15 protein-coding genes are annotated in these 16350 nt (G+C 65.4%); 6 read left to right on the forward strand and 9 right to left on the reverse strand.

All coding sequences use genetic code 11. From position 1 onward, the window contains the following. Positions 1-44: 44 nt before the first annotated feature. Positions 45-1445 carry an HNH endonuclease signature motif containing protein gene (locus ACZY0Q_RS04980; RefSeq protein ID WP_463915084.1) on the reverse strand — a complete coding sequence of 467 codons (1401 nt, stop codon included), beginning with the start codon at positions 1443-1445 and terminating at the stop codon, positions 45-47. Positions 1446-1795: 350 nt separating this feature from the next. On the opposite strand from ACZY0Q_RS04980, the gene ACZY0Q_RS04985 reads away from it, so the two are divergent. Together ACZY0Q_RS04985 and ACZY0Q_RS04990 are read left to right on the forward strand one after the other, a co-directional pair. Then, positions 1796-2812, forward strand: a complete 1017-nt coding sequence (locus tag ACZY0Q_RS04985) for a M4 family metallopeptidase (protein WP_463915085.1) — start codon at positions 1796-1798, stop codon at positions 2810-2812. A 60-nt stretch (positions 2813-2872) separates the two neighbouring features. Then, positions 2873-3211: a protealysin inhibitor emfourin gene (locus ACZY0Q_RS04990; RefSeq protein WP_463915086.1), complete on the forward strand. Its 339-nt coding sequence runs from the start codon at positions 2873-2875 to the stop codon at positions 3209-3211. Between the two features lie 48 nt (positions 3212-3259). On the opposite strand, the gene ACZY0Q_RS04995 is transcribed toward ACZY0Q_RS04990, so the two are convergent. Then, positions 3260-4228: a GlxA family transcriptional regulator gene (locus ACZY0Q_RS04995; RefSeq protein WP_463915087.1), complete on the reverse strand. Its 969-nt coding sequence runs from the start codon at positions 4226-4228 to the stop codon at positions 3260-3262. A gap of 81 nt (positions 4229-4309) precedes the next feature. Here ACZY0Q_RS04995 and ACZY0Q_RS05000 point away from each other — a divergent pair, with 81 nt between their 5' ends. Beyond that, positions 4310-4477, forward strand: a complete 168-nt coding sequence (locus ACZY0Q_RS05000) for a hypothetical protein (protein ID WP_463915088.1) — start codon at positions 4310-4312, stop codon at positions 4475-4477. A gap of 190 nt (positions 4478-4667) precedes the next feature. Then, the gene (gene hrpA, locus ACZY0Q_RS05005; RefSeq protein WP_463915089.1) at positions 4668-8621 is read left to right on the forward strand and encodes an ATP-dependent RNA helicase HrpA; all 3954 of its coding nucleotides are present in this window, start codon (positions 4668-4670) and stop codon (positions 8619-8621) included. A 51-nt stretch (positions 8622-8672) separates the two neighbouring features. Here hrpA and ACZY0Q_RS05010 read toward each other — a convergent pair whose 3' ends face one another. Genes ACZY0Q_RS05010 through ACZY0Q_RS05020 form a run of 3 tightly spaced genes read right to left on the reverse strand, consistent with a single transcriptional unit; the run spans position 8673 to position 11148 of the window. Continuing rightward, positions 8673-9101, reverse strand: a complete 429-nt coding sequence (locus ACZY0Q_RS05010) for an HIT family protein (protein ID WP_463915090.1) — start codon at positions 9099-9101, stop codon at positions 8673-8675. After that, a complete protein-coding gene (locus ACZY0Q_RS05015) occupies positions 9098-10264 on the reverse strand; it encodes an NAD(P)-dependent alcohol dehydrogenase (RefSeq protein ID WP_463915091.1) in 1167 nt (388 codons plus the stop codon). Before ACZY0Q_RS05015 ends, ACZY0Q_RS05010 begins: the two co-directional genes overlap by 4 nt. Beyond that, complete coding sequence (locus ACZY0Q_RS05020) at positions 10261-11148, reverse strand: sulfurtransferase (protein ID WP_463915092.1); 888 nt, start codon at positions 11146-11148, stop codon at positions 10261-10263. The genes ACZY0Q_RS05015 and ACZY0Q_RS05020 overlap by 4 nt, the downstream gene beginning before the upstream one ends. 155 nt (positions 11149-11303) lie before the next feature. Here ACZY0Q_RS05020 and ACZY0Q_RS05025 point away from each other — a divergent pair, with 155 nt between their 5' ends. After that, positions 11304-12341, forward strand: coding sequence for a PLP-dependent cysteine synthase family protein (locus tag ACZY0Q_RS05025; protein ID WP_463916254.1), 1038 nt, complete (start codon positions 11304-11306; stop codon positions 12339-12341). Between the two features lie 4 nt (positions 12342-12345). Here ACZY0Q_RS05025 and ACZY0Q_RS05030 read toward each other — a convergent pair whose 3' ends face one another. After that, positions 12346-13002: an MBL fold metallo-hydrolase gene (locus ACZY0Q_RS05030; RefSeq protein WP_463915093.1), complete on the reverse strand. Its 657-nt coding sequence runs from the start codon at positions 13000-13002 to the stop codon at positions 12346-12348. A gap of 110 nt (positions 13003-13112) precedes the next feature. Here ACZY0Q_RS05030 and ACZY0Q_RS05035 point away from each other — a divergent pair, with 110 nt between their 5' ends. Then, the gene (locus ACZY0Q_RS05035; RefSeq protein WP_463916255.1) at positions 13113-13595 is read left to right on the forward strand and encodes a Fur family transcriptional regulator; all 483 of its coding nucleotides are present in this window, start codon (positions 13113-13115) and stop codon (positions 13593-13595) included. Between the two features lie 56 nt (positions 13596-13651). On the opposite strand, the gene ACZY0Q_RS05040 is transcribed toward ACZY0Q_RS05035, so the two are convergent. Genes ACZY0Q_RS05040 through ACZY0Q_RS05050 form a run of 3 tightly spaced genes read right to left on the reverse strand, consistent with a single transcriptional unit; the run spans position 13652 to position 16334 of the window. After that, positions 13652-14527: a metal ABC transporter permease gene (locus tag ACZY0Q_RS05040; RefSeq protein WP_463915094.1), complete on the reverse strand. Its 876-nt coding sequence runs from the start codon at positions 14525-14527 to the stop codon at positions 13652-13654. Continuing rightward, positions 14527-15342, reverse strand: coding sequence for a metal ABC transporter ATP-binding protein (locus ACZY0Q_RS05045; RefSeq protein WP_463915095.1), 816 nt, complete (start codon positions 15340-15342; stop codon positions 14527-14529). Before ACZY0Q_RS05045 ends, ACZY0Q_RS05040 begins: the two co-directional genes overlap by 1 nt. Beyond that, on the reverse strand, positions 15339-16334 hold the full coding sequence (locus ACZY0Q_RS05050) for a metal ABC transporter solute-binding protein, Zn/Mn family (RefSeq protein WP_463915096.1): 996 nt from the start codon (positions 16332-16334) through the stop codon (positions 15339-15341). Before ACZY0Q_RS05050 ends, ACZY0Q_RS05045 begins: the two co-directional genes overlap by 4 nt. Positions 16335-16350 lie beyond the last annotated feature (16 nt).

Consider the following 16350-nt stretch of genomic DNA (forward strand, 5'->3'; position numbering starts at 1 on the left):
GTCAGGCCCTGCCTCTGACGCTGAGCCTCAATACGCGGCGCACGCTAAGGCGGCGTGGTGCTCGATGCCCCCGACATCTGCGGCGCTGGCCAGGTGGGTGGTTCCCAGTCGGGGTGTTCGCTGGTGTAGTGGCGTCCGGTGGGTGATGTCCAGCCGGGTGGTTGGTTCTTGGTGGCTGCAGTGGGTTTCCAGGCTGTGGTGTGCCTGAGTCGGTGGTGTTTGTGGCAGGGCTGGCCGAGGTTGCTGATTCCGGTGGTGCCGCCGTGGGCCCAGGCAAGGAGGTGGTCCGCTTCGTTGTCGAGGGAGTGGTTGCTGCAGCCGGGGAACGGGCATTTCCCGTCGCGCAGTCTGAGCCATTGGCGTTGGGCTTTGGTGACCCGGTAGCTGCTCCGCCCGATCTCCAGCGGTTCACCATCGCGCGGGTCGATCAGGACGCGGTGGAACGATTCGGCGCCGCCGGCAACGAGTCGGCGGGCCATGGAGGGTGGGATGGGCCCGTATCCGTCGAGCATGGCTGGTTCATCGGTCAGGCCCATCAGCGCGAACACCGGCACGGTCACGAGAACTTGCGCCCGCGGCGAGGGGACACCGTCATTCCCATCCACGTCCCCGGCCGCATCGGCTTCCTCGCCCAATAGCCAGGTGGCGACGGTGTCGGCGCGGAGCTGGGTGAGGGTCCGGTCCTCGTCCGGTCCTTGGAGGGCGCGGGCTGCGGTGGTGGTGCGGTTCCAGATCCCGGCGGCGGTGTCGGCGGGGAGGTAGGCGGAGAGCCAGGCCATGCCGTCGCGGTCCGGGGCATACTCCACCCTTCGATCCTGGACACCGCGTGCGTGGCGTTTTTCGATGCTGACCGGGTGGTGCCGTTCCCGCCAGGTCCTGGCTTTGTGCCGGAACCTCCCGGGGATGAGTTCCCCGGCCAAACCACCCCTCGCCGCGTTCACCGCGTCGGGGTCCAGGAAATGTGCCTCCAGCGCCTGCGCGCCGGCGGGGTCCAGGTTGGTGGTTTCGTCGACCATGATCCTCGCGTGCTGCCAGGAAATGGTCCCGGCCTGCAGCGCGGACAACGTCAGCGGCAGGGCTGTCGTCAGGGAGTGGGCTTCGCCGAGCAGGGCACCGGCAGTGCGTTCGCTGACGGTCATGGCGCAGGCGACCTCGGCGATCACGGCCATCTCCTGGCCCCGGTGGTCCTGCGGGGACTCAGCCGGGCCGGCGAGAGCCTCGGCAGCGGCGCTGTAACCGGCAGCCAGCCAGACTTTGAGGGCGGCACTTTTCGCGTCCAGTCGTGAGATCTCGGCCAGCCCGTCCAGGAATCCATCCGCCGCCCGCCGCAGCGGATCAGCATCCCCGCGACCGGGGGAATCGGACCCGCCACGGAGCCGTGCAGCAAGCTCAGCGAAAGACACCGAAGGGGCCCCCGCCGTCACCACTCCCGCTCTGCTATCCATACCTAAATCATCCCGTGAGGGTCTGACAATAACAGCGAGGATGAACGCCTATGTGCATAACTCTGCTGACCTCATTATTGAGGTGCCGGCGGAGCTGGTCGGGCCTGAGTGTCCCTTCGCGACGTGGTTGGCCTCAAGGATCAACTCGCGCCCGGAGGCGAACGGGACGGTCCGCTTAGGGGCACCAGCTGTCGCTTCGTGCCATGAAACAGGGCCCCAACTGTCCGTTCGCGCTGGATTGCGTGCGCCTTCAACAGATTGTCGGTGGCCCCTCGTAGGCTGATTCAACGAACTCGAGGGGGTAGGCCAAGCACGTTCCAGCCACATTCTGTTACATCATTCCGCCGTATTTGCTGCGGCGGCTAGCTCGCCTGGACGAACCGCAGTTTTCCGCGGCTGCGCGGGCGGCCAAGGAAGCGCTGAGCCACGTCCGGTCCGTCCTGTCGGCCCGTACCCTGCCGGTCCCGGCCGCTCCCCCGGGACTGCGGCAGGTCCGCCCGGGCCCGCCCAGCAGGAGCATCTACGATGCCGGCGGTTCCGAGAACCTTCCCGGGAAGCTAGTGCGCAAGGAAGGCGAACCGGCTTTCGGTGATCAGTCCGCTGATGAGGCCTACGACGGCCTTGGGCAGACACACCGCCTGTTTGCCGATGTCTTCGGCCGTAACTCCATCGACGGCCAAGGCCTGCCGCTCGATGCCACTGTGCACTTTGGCAAGCTCTACGACAATGCGTTCTGGGACGGCCGGCAGATGGTCTTCGGCGATGGGGACGGTGAAGTTTTCGAGCGTTTCACGCGGTCGCTGAGCGTCATCGGGCACGAACTTACGCACGGCGTCACCCAGTACTCGGCGGGGCTGGCTTACCGCAACCAGGCAGGTGCCCTTAACGAATCCATGTCCGATGTTTTCGGCGCGCTCGTGGAACAGTACCTGAACAGCCAGTCGGTGACCGATGCCAGCTGGCTCATCGGTGAAGGACTCTTTACGCCTCAGGTTGAGGGATCGGCTCTCCGCTCGCTGAAGGCCCCGGGCACAGCGTACGACGACGACGTGCTGGGTAAGGATCCGCAGCCAGATTCGATGGACTCATACGTGCGGACGAGCGCCGACAACGGCGGCGTCCACATCAACTCCGGCATCCCAAACCGGGCCTTCTACCTCACTGCGCAGTCACTTGGCGGCAACGCCTGGGAGGCGCCGGGGCGGATCTGGTACGACGTACTGACCGGCGGCTCGCTGCCAGCCACCGCCACTTTCCGCGTATTTGCCAAAGCGACGGCAGCATCCGCCGTGGACCTGTTCGGCAGCGATTCGCCGGAGCATGACGCGGTGCGGCAGGCGTGGGAAACTGTGAAGGTCAAGCTTTAGTTGAACGCCTGCCCGCCGCGAGCCGGCGGCCAGGCCGCAGGAAAGCCCAGGACCGAGGCCATGAAGATCAGTGTGGAGCGCAGCGGCGGTATCGCGGCCCTGACCCGCGTATGGACAGTGCATGCCCAGACTGCGAGCGCCAAGAGCCAGTGGCAACCCATTGTGGAGGCATGCCCTTGGGATGCGGTACCCAAGACCGTCAGGGCCGCAGCCGCGGAAGCGCAAGGTCAACCTGACCGATTTATCTATTCGATCCGGGCCGGCCAGCGCCGCGCGGCGCTGGCTGAGCAGGCTGTCACAGGACCATGGCGCGTGCTGGTGGACAGCACCCGGGCCGCTTCCGAGGACGGCCCCGGGTTGCGGGACATGGCTGGACCGCAAGGGCCTACCCCGGCTTGATTAGCCCGCAGGGGGGAATACCTGCGTCGCCAGTCACCCTGCCGCAGGTCAGCCTGCCGTTACAAGTTGCCCTCGGAACGCCCGACGGTAGGACTGTGGGCTGGTGTCCAGCACTTTGGAAAAATGATGCCGGAGCAAGACTGGATGGCCAAAGCCCGATTCCCGGGCAACTTCGTCGATGTTCAGGTCAGTGGACTCCAGTAGTTCCTGCGCCCGGAGGACCCGCTGCGAGTTCAGCCAGGCAGCAGGTGTGGCCCCGGTTTCGGACCGGAAACGGCGGGCAAATGTCCTGGCTGACATGTGCACGCGTGCCGCCAACTCAACAACAGTGTGCTCCTGCTCCAGGTTCTGCACCATCCAGCGCAGCAGCTCTTCCATCGGCGCCGATCCACAGGCAGGCATGGGCCGGTCGATGAACTGGGCCTGGCCGCCGTCGCGGTGTGGCGGCACCACCATGTCCCGCGCAATGGCAGCGGCCACGTTGGCGCCCAGCTCAACGCGCACCAGATGGAGGCAGGCATCAATCCCTGCTGCGGTACCGGCACTGGTGATCAGGTTCCCGTCCTGAACGTAGAGCACGTTTTCATCGACCTGCACTTCCGGATACCGGCTTTCGAGCTCATGGGAATAGTGCCAGTGCGTGGTGCAACGCCGCCCGTTCAAGAGACCGGCGCGTGCCAGGGCGAAGGCGCCGGAGCAGATGGACATCACCCAGGCTCCCCGGGCGTCCGCGGCGCGCAACGCGTCCAACACCGATTCCGGAACGTCCTCGTTCCGGCCGAACGGCGTCATGATCACGAGGTCCGCGTCCTCAGTCGCGTCCAATCCCATCGAAACATTCATGGAGAGTCCCGATTTCATCCGGACATCACCCGGCTCCGGCGTGCATACACGGAAGTCAAAGGCGGGGACGTTGCTGCCGCGACCCGATCTGTCGATGCCAAACACCTCGCACGCCGTGGCGAACTCGAAGATCGAAAAATTGGGAACCACTATGACTGCCACTGATTTCAGCATGCATCCAGTATGGCAGAAATTAGAGCTTTTTGGGCATTTCTGCCACTGTTTCCTGGGCATGCATCGGAGCAGCATTGAGTCATGGAAATCCTCGGAATTGCCCTAGTGGTCCTGCTCCTCGTTGTTCTCGCCGCCACCGTCTCAGCGCTCCTGCGTGATGGCCGCGGCCACACCCCGCCCGTCACATCCGACCAGGCCTGGTCCGCTCTGGACCTGCCAAGCACCAACTACACACTGCGCATTTTCTAACCAGAAGGCATGCCTCAACCTGCCTTTATTAACCCATTCGTATTAACACAACAGGACCCGGCGAGAGCCGGGTCCTTCCTCATGTCCTGATTGAGCGGAGTCCGCGAGTCCGGGGCCAGGCGCGGCCGGCAGCGGACTGCCAGCAGCAAAGGCGGGAAACACGCGCAGCCCCAGTAGAATGGCTGCAGCCATGACATTTCATATCTCGTACCCTGCTGAGCTGCCCGTTTCCGAGCGCCGCGAGGACCTGATGGCTGCCATTGCTGCGAACCAGGTGACCATCATCGCCGGTGAGACCGGCTCCGGCAAGACCACCCAGATCCCCAAAATGTGCCTCGAGCTGGGGCTTGGGGACAACGGCCTGATCGGGCACACCCAGCCACGGCGGCTCGCTGCCCGCACCGTCGCTGAGCGCATCGCGGAGGAACTCGGTGTGGAGATCGGCCAGGAAGTCGGCTTCCAGGTGCGATTCACCGGCGAAGTCAGCCGCGCCACCAAGGTCAAGCTCATGACGGACGGCATCCTGCTCGCAGAGATCCAACGTGACAAACTGCTGCGCAAATACAACGCCATCATCATTGATGAAGCACACGAGCGCAGCCTCAACATCGACTTCATCCTGGGCTACCTCAAGCGCATCCTGCCGCAGCGGCCGGACCTGAAAATCATCATCACCTCGGCCACGATCGATCCGCAGCGTTTCGCCAAGCACTTCGGGTCCGACGACGAGCCCTCCCCCATCATCGAGGTGTCCGGGCGCACGTTCCCGGTGGAGGTCCGCTACCGGCCGCTGTCCCAGCCAGCTGGCGGACCCGCCGACGGCGAAGATGCAGACGCCTCCGACGACGAACTCGAAGAGGACCGCGATCCCCTGGATGCTGTCTGCGACGCCGTCGACGAGCTCGCCACTGAGGCCCAGGGCGACATCCTCATTTTCTTTTCCGGCGAGCGCGAGATCCGCGACGCGGCAGAGGCACTGAACGCCAGGATCCAGTCCAACCGGCGCCTGGCAGGAACCGAGGTGCTCCCGCTGTTCGCCCGCCTGAGCCTGCAGGAACAGCACAAGGTGTTCCACCCCGGCCGAAACCGCCGGATTGTGCTGGCCACCAACGTGGCCGAGACGTCCCTGACTGTCCCGGGCATCAAGTACGTCATCGACACCGGCACCGCCCGCATCTCCCGTTACTCGCACCGCACCAAGGTCCAGCGGCTGCCCATCGAGCGTGTGTCGCAGGCTTCGGCGAACCAGCGCTCCGGCCGGTGCGGCCGTGTGTCGGACGGCATTGCCATCAGGCTTTATTCGGAAGAGGACTTCGAGTCCCGGCCGCTGTTCACCGATCCGGAAATCCTGCGCACCAACCTGGCGGCAGTTATCCTGCAGATGACCGCCATGGGTGTGGCCCGTGGGCCCAAGGACGTGGAGAACTTCCCGTTTGTGGAGCCGCCGGACTCGCGGGCAATCAACGACGGCGTGACGCTCCTGCGCGAACTCGGCGCCTTGAATGCCGTTAGACCAGGTGACGCCCAGAGCGGTGGGCTGACCGCCGTCGGACAGCAGCTTGCCCAGCTGCCGGTGGATCCCCGCCTCGGCCGGATGATTGTGGAGGCCAGCAAGCGCGGCTGCGTCCGCGAAGTCATGATTCTGGCCGCGGCACTGACCATTCAGGACCCGCGCGAGCGTCCAACGGACAAGCAGCAGCTCGCCGCCGAGAAGCATGCCCGCTTCCGCGACGAAAACTCGGACTTCACCGGCTTCCTGAACCTGTGGAACTATCTGCAGGAAAAACAGCAGGAGCTCTCTTCCACCCAGTTCCGCCGCCTGTGCCGGACCGAGTTCATTAACTACCTGCGGGTCAGGGAATGGCAGGATCTCTTCGCTCAACTTCGCCAGATGGCCCGCCCGCTGGGGATCAGCCTGGACAACAAGCGCCTGGCCGATCCCGTGGGCAACCACGAGGGCATCCACATGAGCCTGCTGTCCGGTCTCCTCAGCCACATCGGCATCCTGGACGAGCGCAAGCGCGAATACGCGGGCGCCCGCGGCAGCCGCTTCGCCATCTTCCCGGGCTCGTCGCTCTTCAAGAAGTCCCCCACCTTTGTGATGGCTGCCGAGCTCGTGGAGACGAGCCGCCTCTGGGCCAGGGTCGCGGCAAAGTTCGATCCCGTCTGGGCAGAACAGGTGGCACCGGACCTCGTCAAGCGCAGCTACAGCGAACCGCACTGGTCCACCAAAATGGGCGCGGTCATGGCGTACGAGAAGGTGACCCTGTACGGGGTGCCCATCATCCCGCAGCGCCGGGTCAACTACAGCCGCGTGGACCCCGTGCTGGCCCGCGAGCTGTTCATCCGGCACGCCCTGGTGGAAGGCGACTGGAAAACGCACCACAAGTTCTTCCACCGCAACCGTGCCCTCCTCCTTGAGGTGGAGGAACTGGAGGCCAGGATGCGCCGCCGCGACCTGCTGGTGGACGACGAAACGCTGTTTGAGTTCTACGACGCCAGGATCGGGCCCGACGTTGTGTCCGAACGGCACTTCGATAAATGGTGGAAAGAGGCCCGGCAGCAGAGTCCGGACCTCCTGGACTATGACAAGTCACTGCTGCTCAACAACGACGCCGACGACCTGGACGAAGCCGCTTACCCGAAGACCCTGCTGCACAAGGGCTTCGAGCTGCCGCTCAGCTACGAATTCCACCCGGTGGCGCCCGGGTCACCGCCCAACCCGTCCGACGGCGTCACGGCCGAAGTCCCGGTACTCTTCCTGAACCAGCTCGATGATGCCGCCTTCCGCTGGCTGATCCCCGGCCAGCGTGCCGAGCTTGTGGCTGCCCTGATCAAGTCGCTCCCCAAGCAGGTCCGCAAGAACTTTGTCCCCGCCCCGGATGTGGCCCGGCAGGCAGTTGCTGCCCTGGAGTCGGACTTTGATCCGGCGCACGATGAGCTGGAGGCTTCACTGGAACTGGCCCTGCGCCGGATCCGCGGCCACGTCATCCCGCCCGGTTCCTGGAACTGGGACGCCGTGCCGTCCCACCTGCGGGTGAGCTTCAAGGTTGTCGATACCCAGGGCAAGGCGCTGGATGAGGGCAAGGACCTCGCAGCCCTGCAGGAACGGCTGGCCCCGGCAACACGCCGTGCCATTGCGGAATCCCTGGGGGCGACACCCGGAACCACCGCGCCGCAGTCCCGTGGGAATGCGAAGTCAGACGGAAAGTCCGGCGGGAACGTAACCGTGTCATCGGCAGGCGGACATTCAGCCGGCAGCAGCACGGGCTTCCAGGAACAGGCCGGCCTGACCGAGTGGGCCTTCGGCACGGTGCAGCTCCAGGTCAGCAACACTGTGAAGGGCCACACTGTCACCGGCTATCCGGCGTTGGTGGATGAGGGTACGTCTGTGGCGCTGCGCGTCTTCCAGACCTCCTCGGAGCAGCTTGAGGCCATGCGCGGCGGTGTGATCCGGCTGCTCGCCCTCAGGGTACCGGCCCCGGACCGCTACGTCCTGGAGCATCTCAACAACACCGAAAAGCTGACGTTCAGCCAGAATCCGCACGGTTCGGTGTCAGCCCTCATTGCCGATTGCGCCCTCGCTGCCGTGGACAAACTGACTCCGGCGGAACTCCCCTGGGACCGGGCGTCCTTCGACGCCCTCTACGAGCAGGTCCGCGCGGAACTCATCGATACTGTTTTCAGTGTGACGGCTGTGGTGGAGCGTGTCCTGGCCAGCACCCGGCGAATTGAGAAACAGCTGAAGGGCACCACCAGCCTGGCGCTTATCAGCGCACTGAACGATGTCAGGAGCCAGCTTGAACAGCTCGTGTTCCCGGGATTTGTGGCCCGCACAGGCTACAAGCAGCTGAGCCAGCTCCCCCGCTACCTTGCCGCCATCGAGAAGCGCCTCGAAAAGCTCCCTGGCAACGTTCAGCGGGATGGCCTGAGCATGGCTGCGGTGCAGCGGCTGGAAGACGACTACGACGACGCTGTGTCGGCCCTGCTCCCCGGGCGCCGGGTGGGTGCCGAATTGACCCAGGTCCGCTGGATGATCGAAGAGCTGCGGGTGAGCCTCTTCGCCGTCGAACTCGGAACGGCCTATTCCGTCTCCGAAAAGCGGATCAGGGCTGTCCTGAACAAGGCCCTCGCGCCGGCGTAGGCCGCCAGGAAAAATGACGCTGGACGGGCCACGCCGGCGCGAGCATCGGGCTCAGCTGGCGGGAACAAACTCCGCGTACCCGGCGGCACGGAGGCCGGCGCGCAGTTTTTCGGCGTTCGCGTCCAGCACCGCAGGATCCGGGTTCTGGTCGGCCGAGGCGAAATCAAAATCAGCCATTGTCCTGGACGGCCACACGTGGACGTGCAGGTGGTTGATCTCGTACCCGGCCACAATCAGCCCCGCCCGCTCGGCGGGGAAGACGTCCAGCTGCACGGCACCGATACGCCGGGCCACTTCCATCACCTTCGCGAGGGTTTCCGGGGACGCATCGGTCCAGCGGTCCACCTCCTCGGTGGGGACCACCAGCGTGTGCCCGTCCGCCAGGGGACCCGTGGTCAGGAACGCAGCAACTTCAGACTCCCGCCAGACGAATCGTCCGGGGATCTCGCCATTGATGATTTTGGTGAACAGGGTGCTCATACGTCTGCCTTCCCTGCCGGCGCCGGCAGGGTGCTGGCGTCCAGCACAAACCGGTACTTGACGTCGCCTGCCACCATACGGTCATAAGCCTCATTCAGCTGGTCGGCGTGCACCACTTCGATATCCGCCACCACTCCATGCTCGGCACAGAAATCGAGCATCTCCTGCGTTTCGGCGATGCCGCCGATCAGCGAGCCGGCGTACGCGATCCGCCGCCGGATCAGGGCTCCCGGGTTCACCGGAGGCATGGCGTCGGAGGGCAAGCCCAGCTGGAACAGCGCACCGTCCACGCGCAGGGTGCGGAAGAACGGATTCAAATCGTGCGGCGCGGCCACAGTGTCAATGATGAGGTCGATGCTGCGGTCCGCAGCAGCCATGGCGTCCTCGTCCCGGGACAGGATCACTTCGTCGGCTCCGAGTTCCAGCGCGGCCGGCACCTTGCCTTCGGAGGTGGTGAAGACCACTACCCGCGCCCCCATGGCCTTGGCGAGCTTCACGGCCATATGTCCGAGGCCGCCGAGGCCCACCACGCCCACAACGTCACCCTCCTCCACGTCAAAGTGCCGCAAGGGAGAGAACGTGGTGACACCGGCGCAGAGCAAAGGGGCGACGGCGGCCGGGTCCAGGTTTCCGGGCACCCGGACCACATAGCGCCGGTCCACCACCACGGCGGACGAGTAGCCGCCTTGGGTGATGGCATCGCCGTTGCGTGGGTCCTTGGCACCGTAGGTCCCGATCAGCCCGTTTTCGCAGTACTGTTCCAGGCCGTCCAGGCAGCTCTCGCATTCACGGCAGGAATCAACCATGCACCCGACGCCTACGCGCTCCCCCGGGGCGAAGTCAGTCACTGCCGAGCCGACCCGGCTGACAGTTCCGACGATCTCGTGGCCGGGGACCAGCGGGTATTTCTGGCTGCCCCATTCGCCGCGCGTGGCGTGCACGTCCGAGTGGCACAGGCCGCAAAATTCGATGGCGATCTCGACGTCGTCCGCTTTCGGGGCGCGCCGGGCGAGGGTCAGCGGCGCCAGGCCGCTGTCAGGGGAAACCGCGCCATAGGCGGCGGCCAGCAGGCCGGTGCCCGGATCCACAGCAGGATCGGCAACAGCGTCATTCGGTAATACGGGGCGGGCAAGGGGCGGCGGTACGGGGCGTCCTGGGGTCATCCTTCGACGCTACCCCCGCTGGCGGCCGCATCGCCACTCGGGCCGCTTCCCGTGGCCACCGGCCGGGCGGGGTCGTTGGACCATTCCGAGAAGGATCCCGGATAGAGGGCGGCCTGGAATCCGGCGATTTCGAGGGCAGCCACCTCATGGGCGGCGGTCACGCCCGAGCCGCAGTACACGGCCACGGCGACGTCGTCGCGGACTCCGAGGTCCTCGAACCGGCGCCGCAGCTCGTCGGCCGGCAGGAAATGGCCGGCTTCGTCCACGTTCTCCGTTGTTGGTGCGCTCCGGGCGCCCGGAATGTGGCCGGCGCGGGGGTCAACGGGTTCAAATTCGCCCCGGTACCTTTCGCCGGCCCTGGCATCCAGCAGGACACCCGTTGCCGGCCAGTCCGCTGCTCCGGCGGCCTCGATACTGGGCATCCTGCCTCCGGAAGGGCAAACGTCAAAGGAAACACGCCCGACGGCGGCGTCCACCGGTCCGGTGGCCAGCGGGAGACCGGCGTCCCGCCAGGCAGCCAAGCCGCCGTCGAGCAGGTAAACGGCCTGGAACCCGGCGTTGCGCAGCATCCACCAGAGCCGGGCTGCAGCCATGTTTTTGCTGTTGTCATAGGCCACCACAACGTCGCCGTTGTTGATCCCCCAGTGCCTGGCAGTTTCCTGGAATTCCGCGTCCGTGGGCAGCGGGTGCCTGCCGCGGGTGGGTGTAGCCGGCGTCGCCAGCTCGGTGGCAAGGTCCACAAAAACTGCGCCCGGGAGGTGGCCCCCAAGGTAGTGTTCCCGGCCGTGCGGGTCCCCCAGGGCCCACCGGACGTCCAGCAGGACGGTTCGCTGCCCGGCATCGAAACGCTCCGCCAAAGCCTGGACAGTCATCAGTGGACCCATCGTTCTCCTTGGCAATTGTGCTTGTGGGATTCAGTATCTGGTCCAACTCTAGCTGCGGCATGACACCTGGCAGGGAGAGCCAGGGGCGCCTGGTCGCAGCTAGAGTTGGTCCGGTGAAGAACGCGAGCGCGGAACGGGCCTGGGCTGACGAAGCCATGAGAAAAGTCATTGCAGAAAACAACAGGTCCGCCGATACCCATCTCTACTCAGTGCCGCTCCCGGAGCACTGGGGTGTCCAGCTGTACCTCAAGGACGAGTCCACGCACCGTTCGGGGAGCCTCAAGCACCGGCTGGCCCGCTCGCTGTTCCTCTTCGGCCTGGTCAACGGCTGGATCGGCGAAGGCACCACCATCGTGGAGGCTTCCAGTGGCAGTACCGCGGTCTCGGAGGCATACTTCGCGCAGCTCCTGGGTTTGCCGTTCGTTGCCGTTATGACCCGCACAACGAGCCCGGAGAAAATTGCGCTGATCGAACAGTTCGGCGGTTCGTGCCTGTTGGTTGACCATGCCTCAGAGGTTTACGCCGTGGCGGCGGACGTCGCTGCCACGTCCAACGGCCACTACATGGACCAGTTCACCTACGCAGAGCGGGCAACGGACTGGCGCGGCAACAACAACATTGCCGAGTCCATCTTCGGGCAGCTGGCGCTTGAGGAACACCCCGTTCCCCGCTGGATCGTGGTGGGCGCGGGCACCGGCGGCACCAGCGCGACCATCGGCCGCTACCTGCGCTACCGCGGCCACAACACGCGCCTTGCGGTGGTGGACCCGGAGAATTCCGCGTTTTACCCCAGCTGGGTGAACGAAACGGGCGCAGCCAGCACCGGCTTGCCATCACGGATCGAGGGCATCGGCCGTCCCCGGATGGAACCGAGCTTTGTTCCCGCCGTTATCGACCACATGATCCAGGTCCCCGATGCCGCCTCCGTCGCGGCCATGCGGCACCTGCGCACGGTCGCTGACCTGCATGCCGGACCGTCCACCGGCACGAACCTGTGGGGTGTCTGGCAACTCGTGGCGGAAATGGTCGCTGAGGGACAGCGCGGCAGCATTGTGTCGCTGATGTGCGACGCCGGCGACCGCTATGCCGGCAACTACTACAATCCGGAGTGGCTGTCAGGCCAAGGCCTGGACCCCGAGCCGCATGAGCAGGTCATCCGCCGGTTTTTCGAGACCGGCATCTGGAACGCGTAGCTGATCAGACCTCTACCGATTCCCGCGGGGCAAGGCGGGTGTACTCGGTGCCGTATTTCCGCCCCAACCGGGCAACATGGGCTTCTGCCACCTTCAGGCCGGTTTCGTTCAGCAGTCCGTCGTGGATCTGGAACGCACGCGGGGCCCGGACGGCGATGACAAAATCCACCACCTCGCTGACCTTGCTCCACGGCGCGTGGATCGGAACCAGCAGCGTCTTCACGCTGAGGCCGTCGGGGACGATGAACGAGTCCCCCGGATGGTACACATTGGCGTCCACCAGGTAGCCGATGTTGGCCACGATGGGAACCTGCGGGTGGATCAGTGCATGCTGTCCGCCGAAGCTGCGGACGTTGAAGCCGGCAGCGTCAAAAGTTGAGCCTGGTTCAACCGTGTGGATCTGGGCTGCCGCGTGCGGTGCCTCCTCCCGCAGGTGGGCGGCCACGCCGGCCGGCGCGAAGACCGCCAGGCCATCCGAGCCGCGGAGGGCGGTGACCATGGCCGGCACATCCACATGGTCGCTGTGCTCGTGGGTGATGAGCACCGCCTGCGCCCCTTCCAGCGCTTCCTCTGTTTCAGAGAATGTTCCTGGATCCAGCACCAGCACCCGGCCGTCCTGCTCAAGCCGGACGCACGCATGGGTGTATTTTGTCAGCTTCATAGCGCCAGCCTAGGGGCCGGGCCCAAACCTGTCCAAGGCACGTCTGGCGGCGCGCTCCCGGCTGGTAATCTGGATGATTGCCACCGTCCCTTAGGGAAGCGAGTACCTCCATGCCGTTCGGCACCAAAGCTGACGCGACGCCGTCGAACGCGGCATCCGGCGCAGGCACCGGCAGTGCGCCCGGCAAGGAGCAGCGCGTCACTAAACAGCGTGTGGCCGTCAGTGCTGCTCTGGACGAGCTGGACGACTTCGTCAGCACGCAGGAGCTCTACCGCATCCTGCAGAACAAGGGCGTCTCAGTTTCCTTGGCAACGGCGTACCGGATCCTGCAGTCCCTCGCCGACGACGGCCTAGTGGATGTGCTCCGCAACGGGGAGGGCGAAGCCGTCTACCGGCGCTGCGCCGTTACCGGGCATCACCACCATCTGCTGTGCCGCAACTGCGGGAAGGCCGTGGAAGTAGAGGCTCCGGCGGTGGAAACCTGGGCGGCCCGGATCGCCACGGAGCACGGCTACACCGAGGTGGCTCACACCGTGGAGATCTTCGGCTTATGCCCGGACTGCACAGCCCTTAGGGCCGCCGGAAAGCTCTGACAGCCTGCGCCGCCGCAACCTGGCGCATTCCACTTGAAGGGGTCAGCTTGACCGGGTCAGCGGGCGTGCACCAGCCGGCCGTTGATGCCCTTCTTGGCACGGACACTGCCGATGATGCGGCACACCACGTAGATCAGAAATGACAGCGTGGTGACATAGGGGCTGATGGGAATCCGTCCGCCCAAGGCCAGCAGGATTCCGCCCACCGTGGCCGTGACGGCAAAAACAACGCTGAGTGCCACCACCGCCACTGGAGCCGACGTCACCCGGAGCGCCGCGGCTGCCGGAGTGATCAGCAATGCGAGCACCAGGAGCGCCCCCACCACCTGGATGGACAGCGCCACGCTGACTCCCAGCAGCACCATAAAAACCAGCGCGAGCGTCCGGACAGGCACCCCGCGGGCCTCGGCCAGCTCGGGATCAACGCTGGCAAAGTTCAGTGGACGCCAGATGGCGGCCAAGGCTGCGATGACAAGCACGGCCGCGCCGGCGAGGACCTGGAGCTGGACGGTGTCCACGGAAACGATCTGCCCCGTGAGCAGCCCAAATTTGTTGGCGGCACGGCCTTCGTAGAGGGACAGGAACAGGATGCCGAGCCCCAGTCCGAACGGCATGATCACACCGATGATGGAGTTTTTGTCCCGGGCGCGGACCCCCATCAGGCCCAGGAGCAGCGCCGCCGCCACCGAGCCGATCAGCGAGCCAAACACGATGTCCGCGCCGATCAGGAGGGCAAACGCCGCGCCGGCGAAAGAAAGCTCTGAGATGCCGTGGACGGCGAAGGCCAGGTCCCGCTTCATCACGAAAGTACCCACCAGCCCGCCGAGCAGGCCCAGCACGGCCCCGGCCCAGATGGAGTTCTGGACCAGCACCAGCAGCTCGCCGTAGTTCTCGAAACTGAAGATCGCCCCGATAATGCTGTCCGCATCCATCAGGCCACCTCCCCCACCGTTGCGTGGACATCGGCATGGTGGTGCGTGGTCGCGTCGGGCAGGCCGACGACGACGATGCGGCCGTTCGCGTGGATGACCTCCACGTGGCTGCCGTAGAGCTCGGACAGGACTTCAGTGGTCATGACCTCGTCCGGGGTACCCACCCTGAAGCGGCCGCCGGCCAAGTACAGCACCCGGTCTACGTAATCGATGATGGGGTTGATTTCGTGGGTGACAAATACCACCGCGCTGTTCTGGGCGTGGCACTGCTTGTTGATCAGGGCACTGACGGCCTGCTGGTGGTGCAGGTCCAGGGACAGCAGCGGTTCGTCGCAGAGGAGGACCTTAGGATCCGTGGCCAGCGCCTGGGCCACCCGGAGGCGCTGCTGCTCGCCGCCGGAGAGCTGGCCCACCGGGACTTTGGCGTAGTCACTGGCACCCACCAGTTCCAGCAGCTCATCGATCCTGCGGTTTGCGCGGGACATGCCCAGCCGCAGCCCCCAGCGGTGGCCGTCCACGCCGAGCCCCACCAGGTCCCGGGCACGCATCGGGGTGTCCGGCGCAAAGGATTTCTGCTGCGGAATGTAGCCGATCAGGTTGCTGCCCCGCTCCACAGGACGGTCTCCCAGCGTGGCGTGGCCGGATTGCAGTTCCTGAAGGCCCAGAAGGACCTTGAGGAAACTGGTCTTGCCGCTGCCGTTGGGGCCAAGGACGGCGAAGAACTCACCAGGCCTGATGTCCAGGTCGAGATCCTCCCAGAGCAAGCGTTTGCCGAACTGCAAGGACGCCCCGCGGAGGCTGACCACTGGTTTCAACTATTTTTCTCCAAAACTTTGCTGACGTTGTCAACATTGTCCGTCATCCACTGCAGGTACGTCTTGCCTTCAGGCAGTGTTTCGCTGAAGTCAATGACGGGAACGCCGGCTGCTTCGGCTGCCTTTTTCAGCGCCTGCGTCTGGGGTCCCTCGGTCTGCTCGTTGTAGGCGAGGAACCTGATGTCCTTGGATCCGGCCAGGTCCGTGGCGGCCTTCAGTACGGCTGGCGGAACGTCCGAACCTTCCTCGATCGCGGCGGTGTAGTCGGCCGGGGTCCTGTTCTCCAGCCCTGCCGCCTCGAGCAGGTACAGCGGGACGGGTTCGGTCACGGCCACGGCGGCACCTGCTTCATTGGCCTTCAGTGCGGCGACCTTGCCAGCCAGGCCGTCCACGCCGGCCTTGAAGGTTGCGGCGTTGGACGTGAACAGGGCGGCTGAGCCCGGTTCGAGTTCGCCCAGCTTGGCCGCCACGGCATCTGCAAGTTTGCCCATGGCGTCCAGGCTGTACCAGGCGTGCTCGTTGAACTCCCCGTGCACGTGGTCATGGCCGTCAGCTGACTCGCTCGCCGCCGGCGTATCTGCGTGGTTTTCCTCCGGAGCGAGGCCAGCCACTTCGACGGCGGTGACGATATTGCTGTGCGGGATGTTGCTGTCGTCGGCCATCTTGTGGAGGAAGGCGTCGTAGCCGCCGCCGTTCTCGATCACCAGTTCCGCTTTGGAAACCAGCAGCCGGTCCTGTGCGGTGGCCTCGTAGGAGTGCGGGTCCTGGCTCGTCTTGGTGATGATGGACGTGACGTTGACCTTGTCCCCGCCGATGATCGCGGCGATGTCCCCGTACACATTGGTGGACGCCACCACATCGACGACGCCGGCGGGTGAGTCTGTGCCGGACGTCGCCGACGGCGCACCGCCGCCAGAGCCGCAGGCAGTGAGCATTAGGCTCACGCCGGCGAGGGCTGCGAGGGACATTCGGATGGCGGCGGGGTGGCGCACGGGAACCTCAGTTCAG

The sequence above is a fragment of the Pseudarthrobacter lactosi genome (assembly GCF_055412785.1).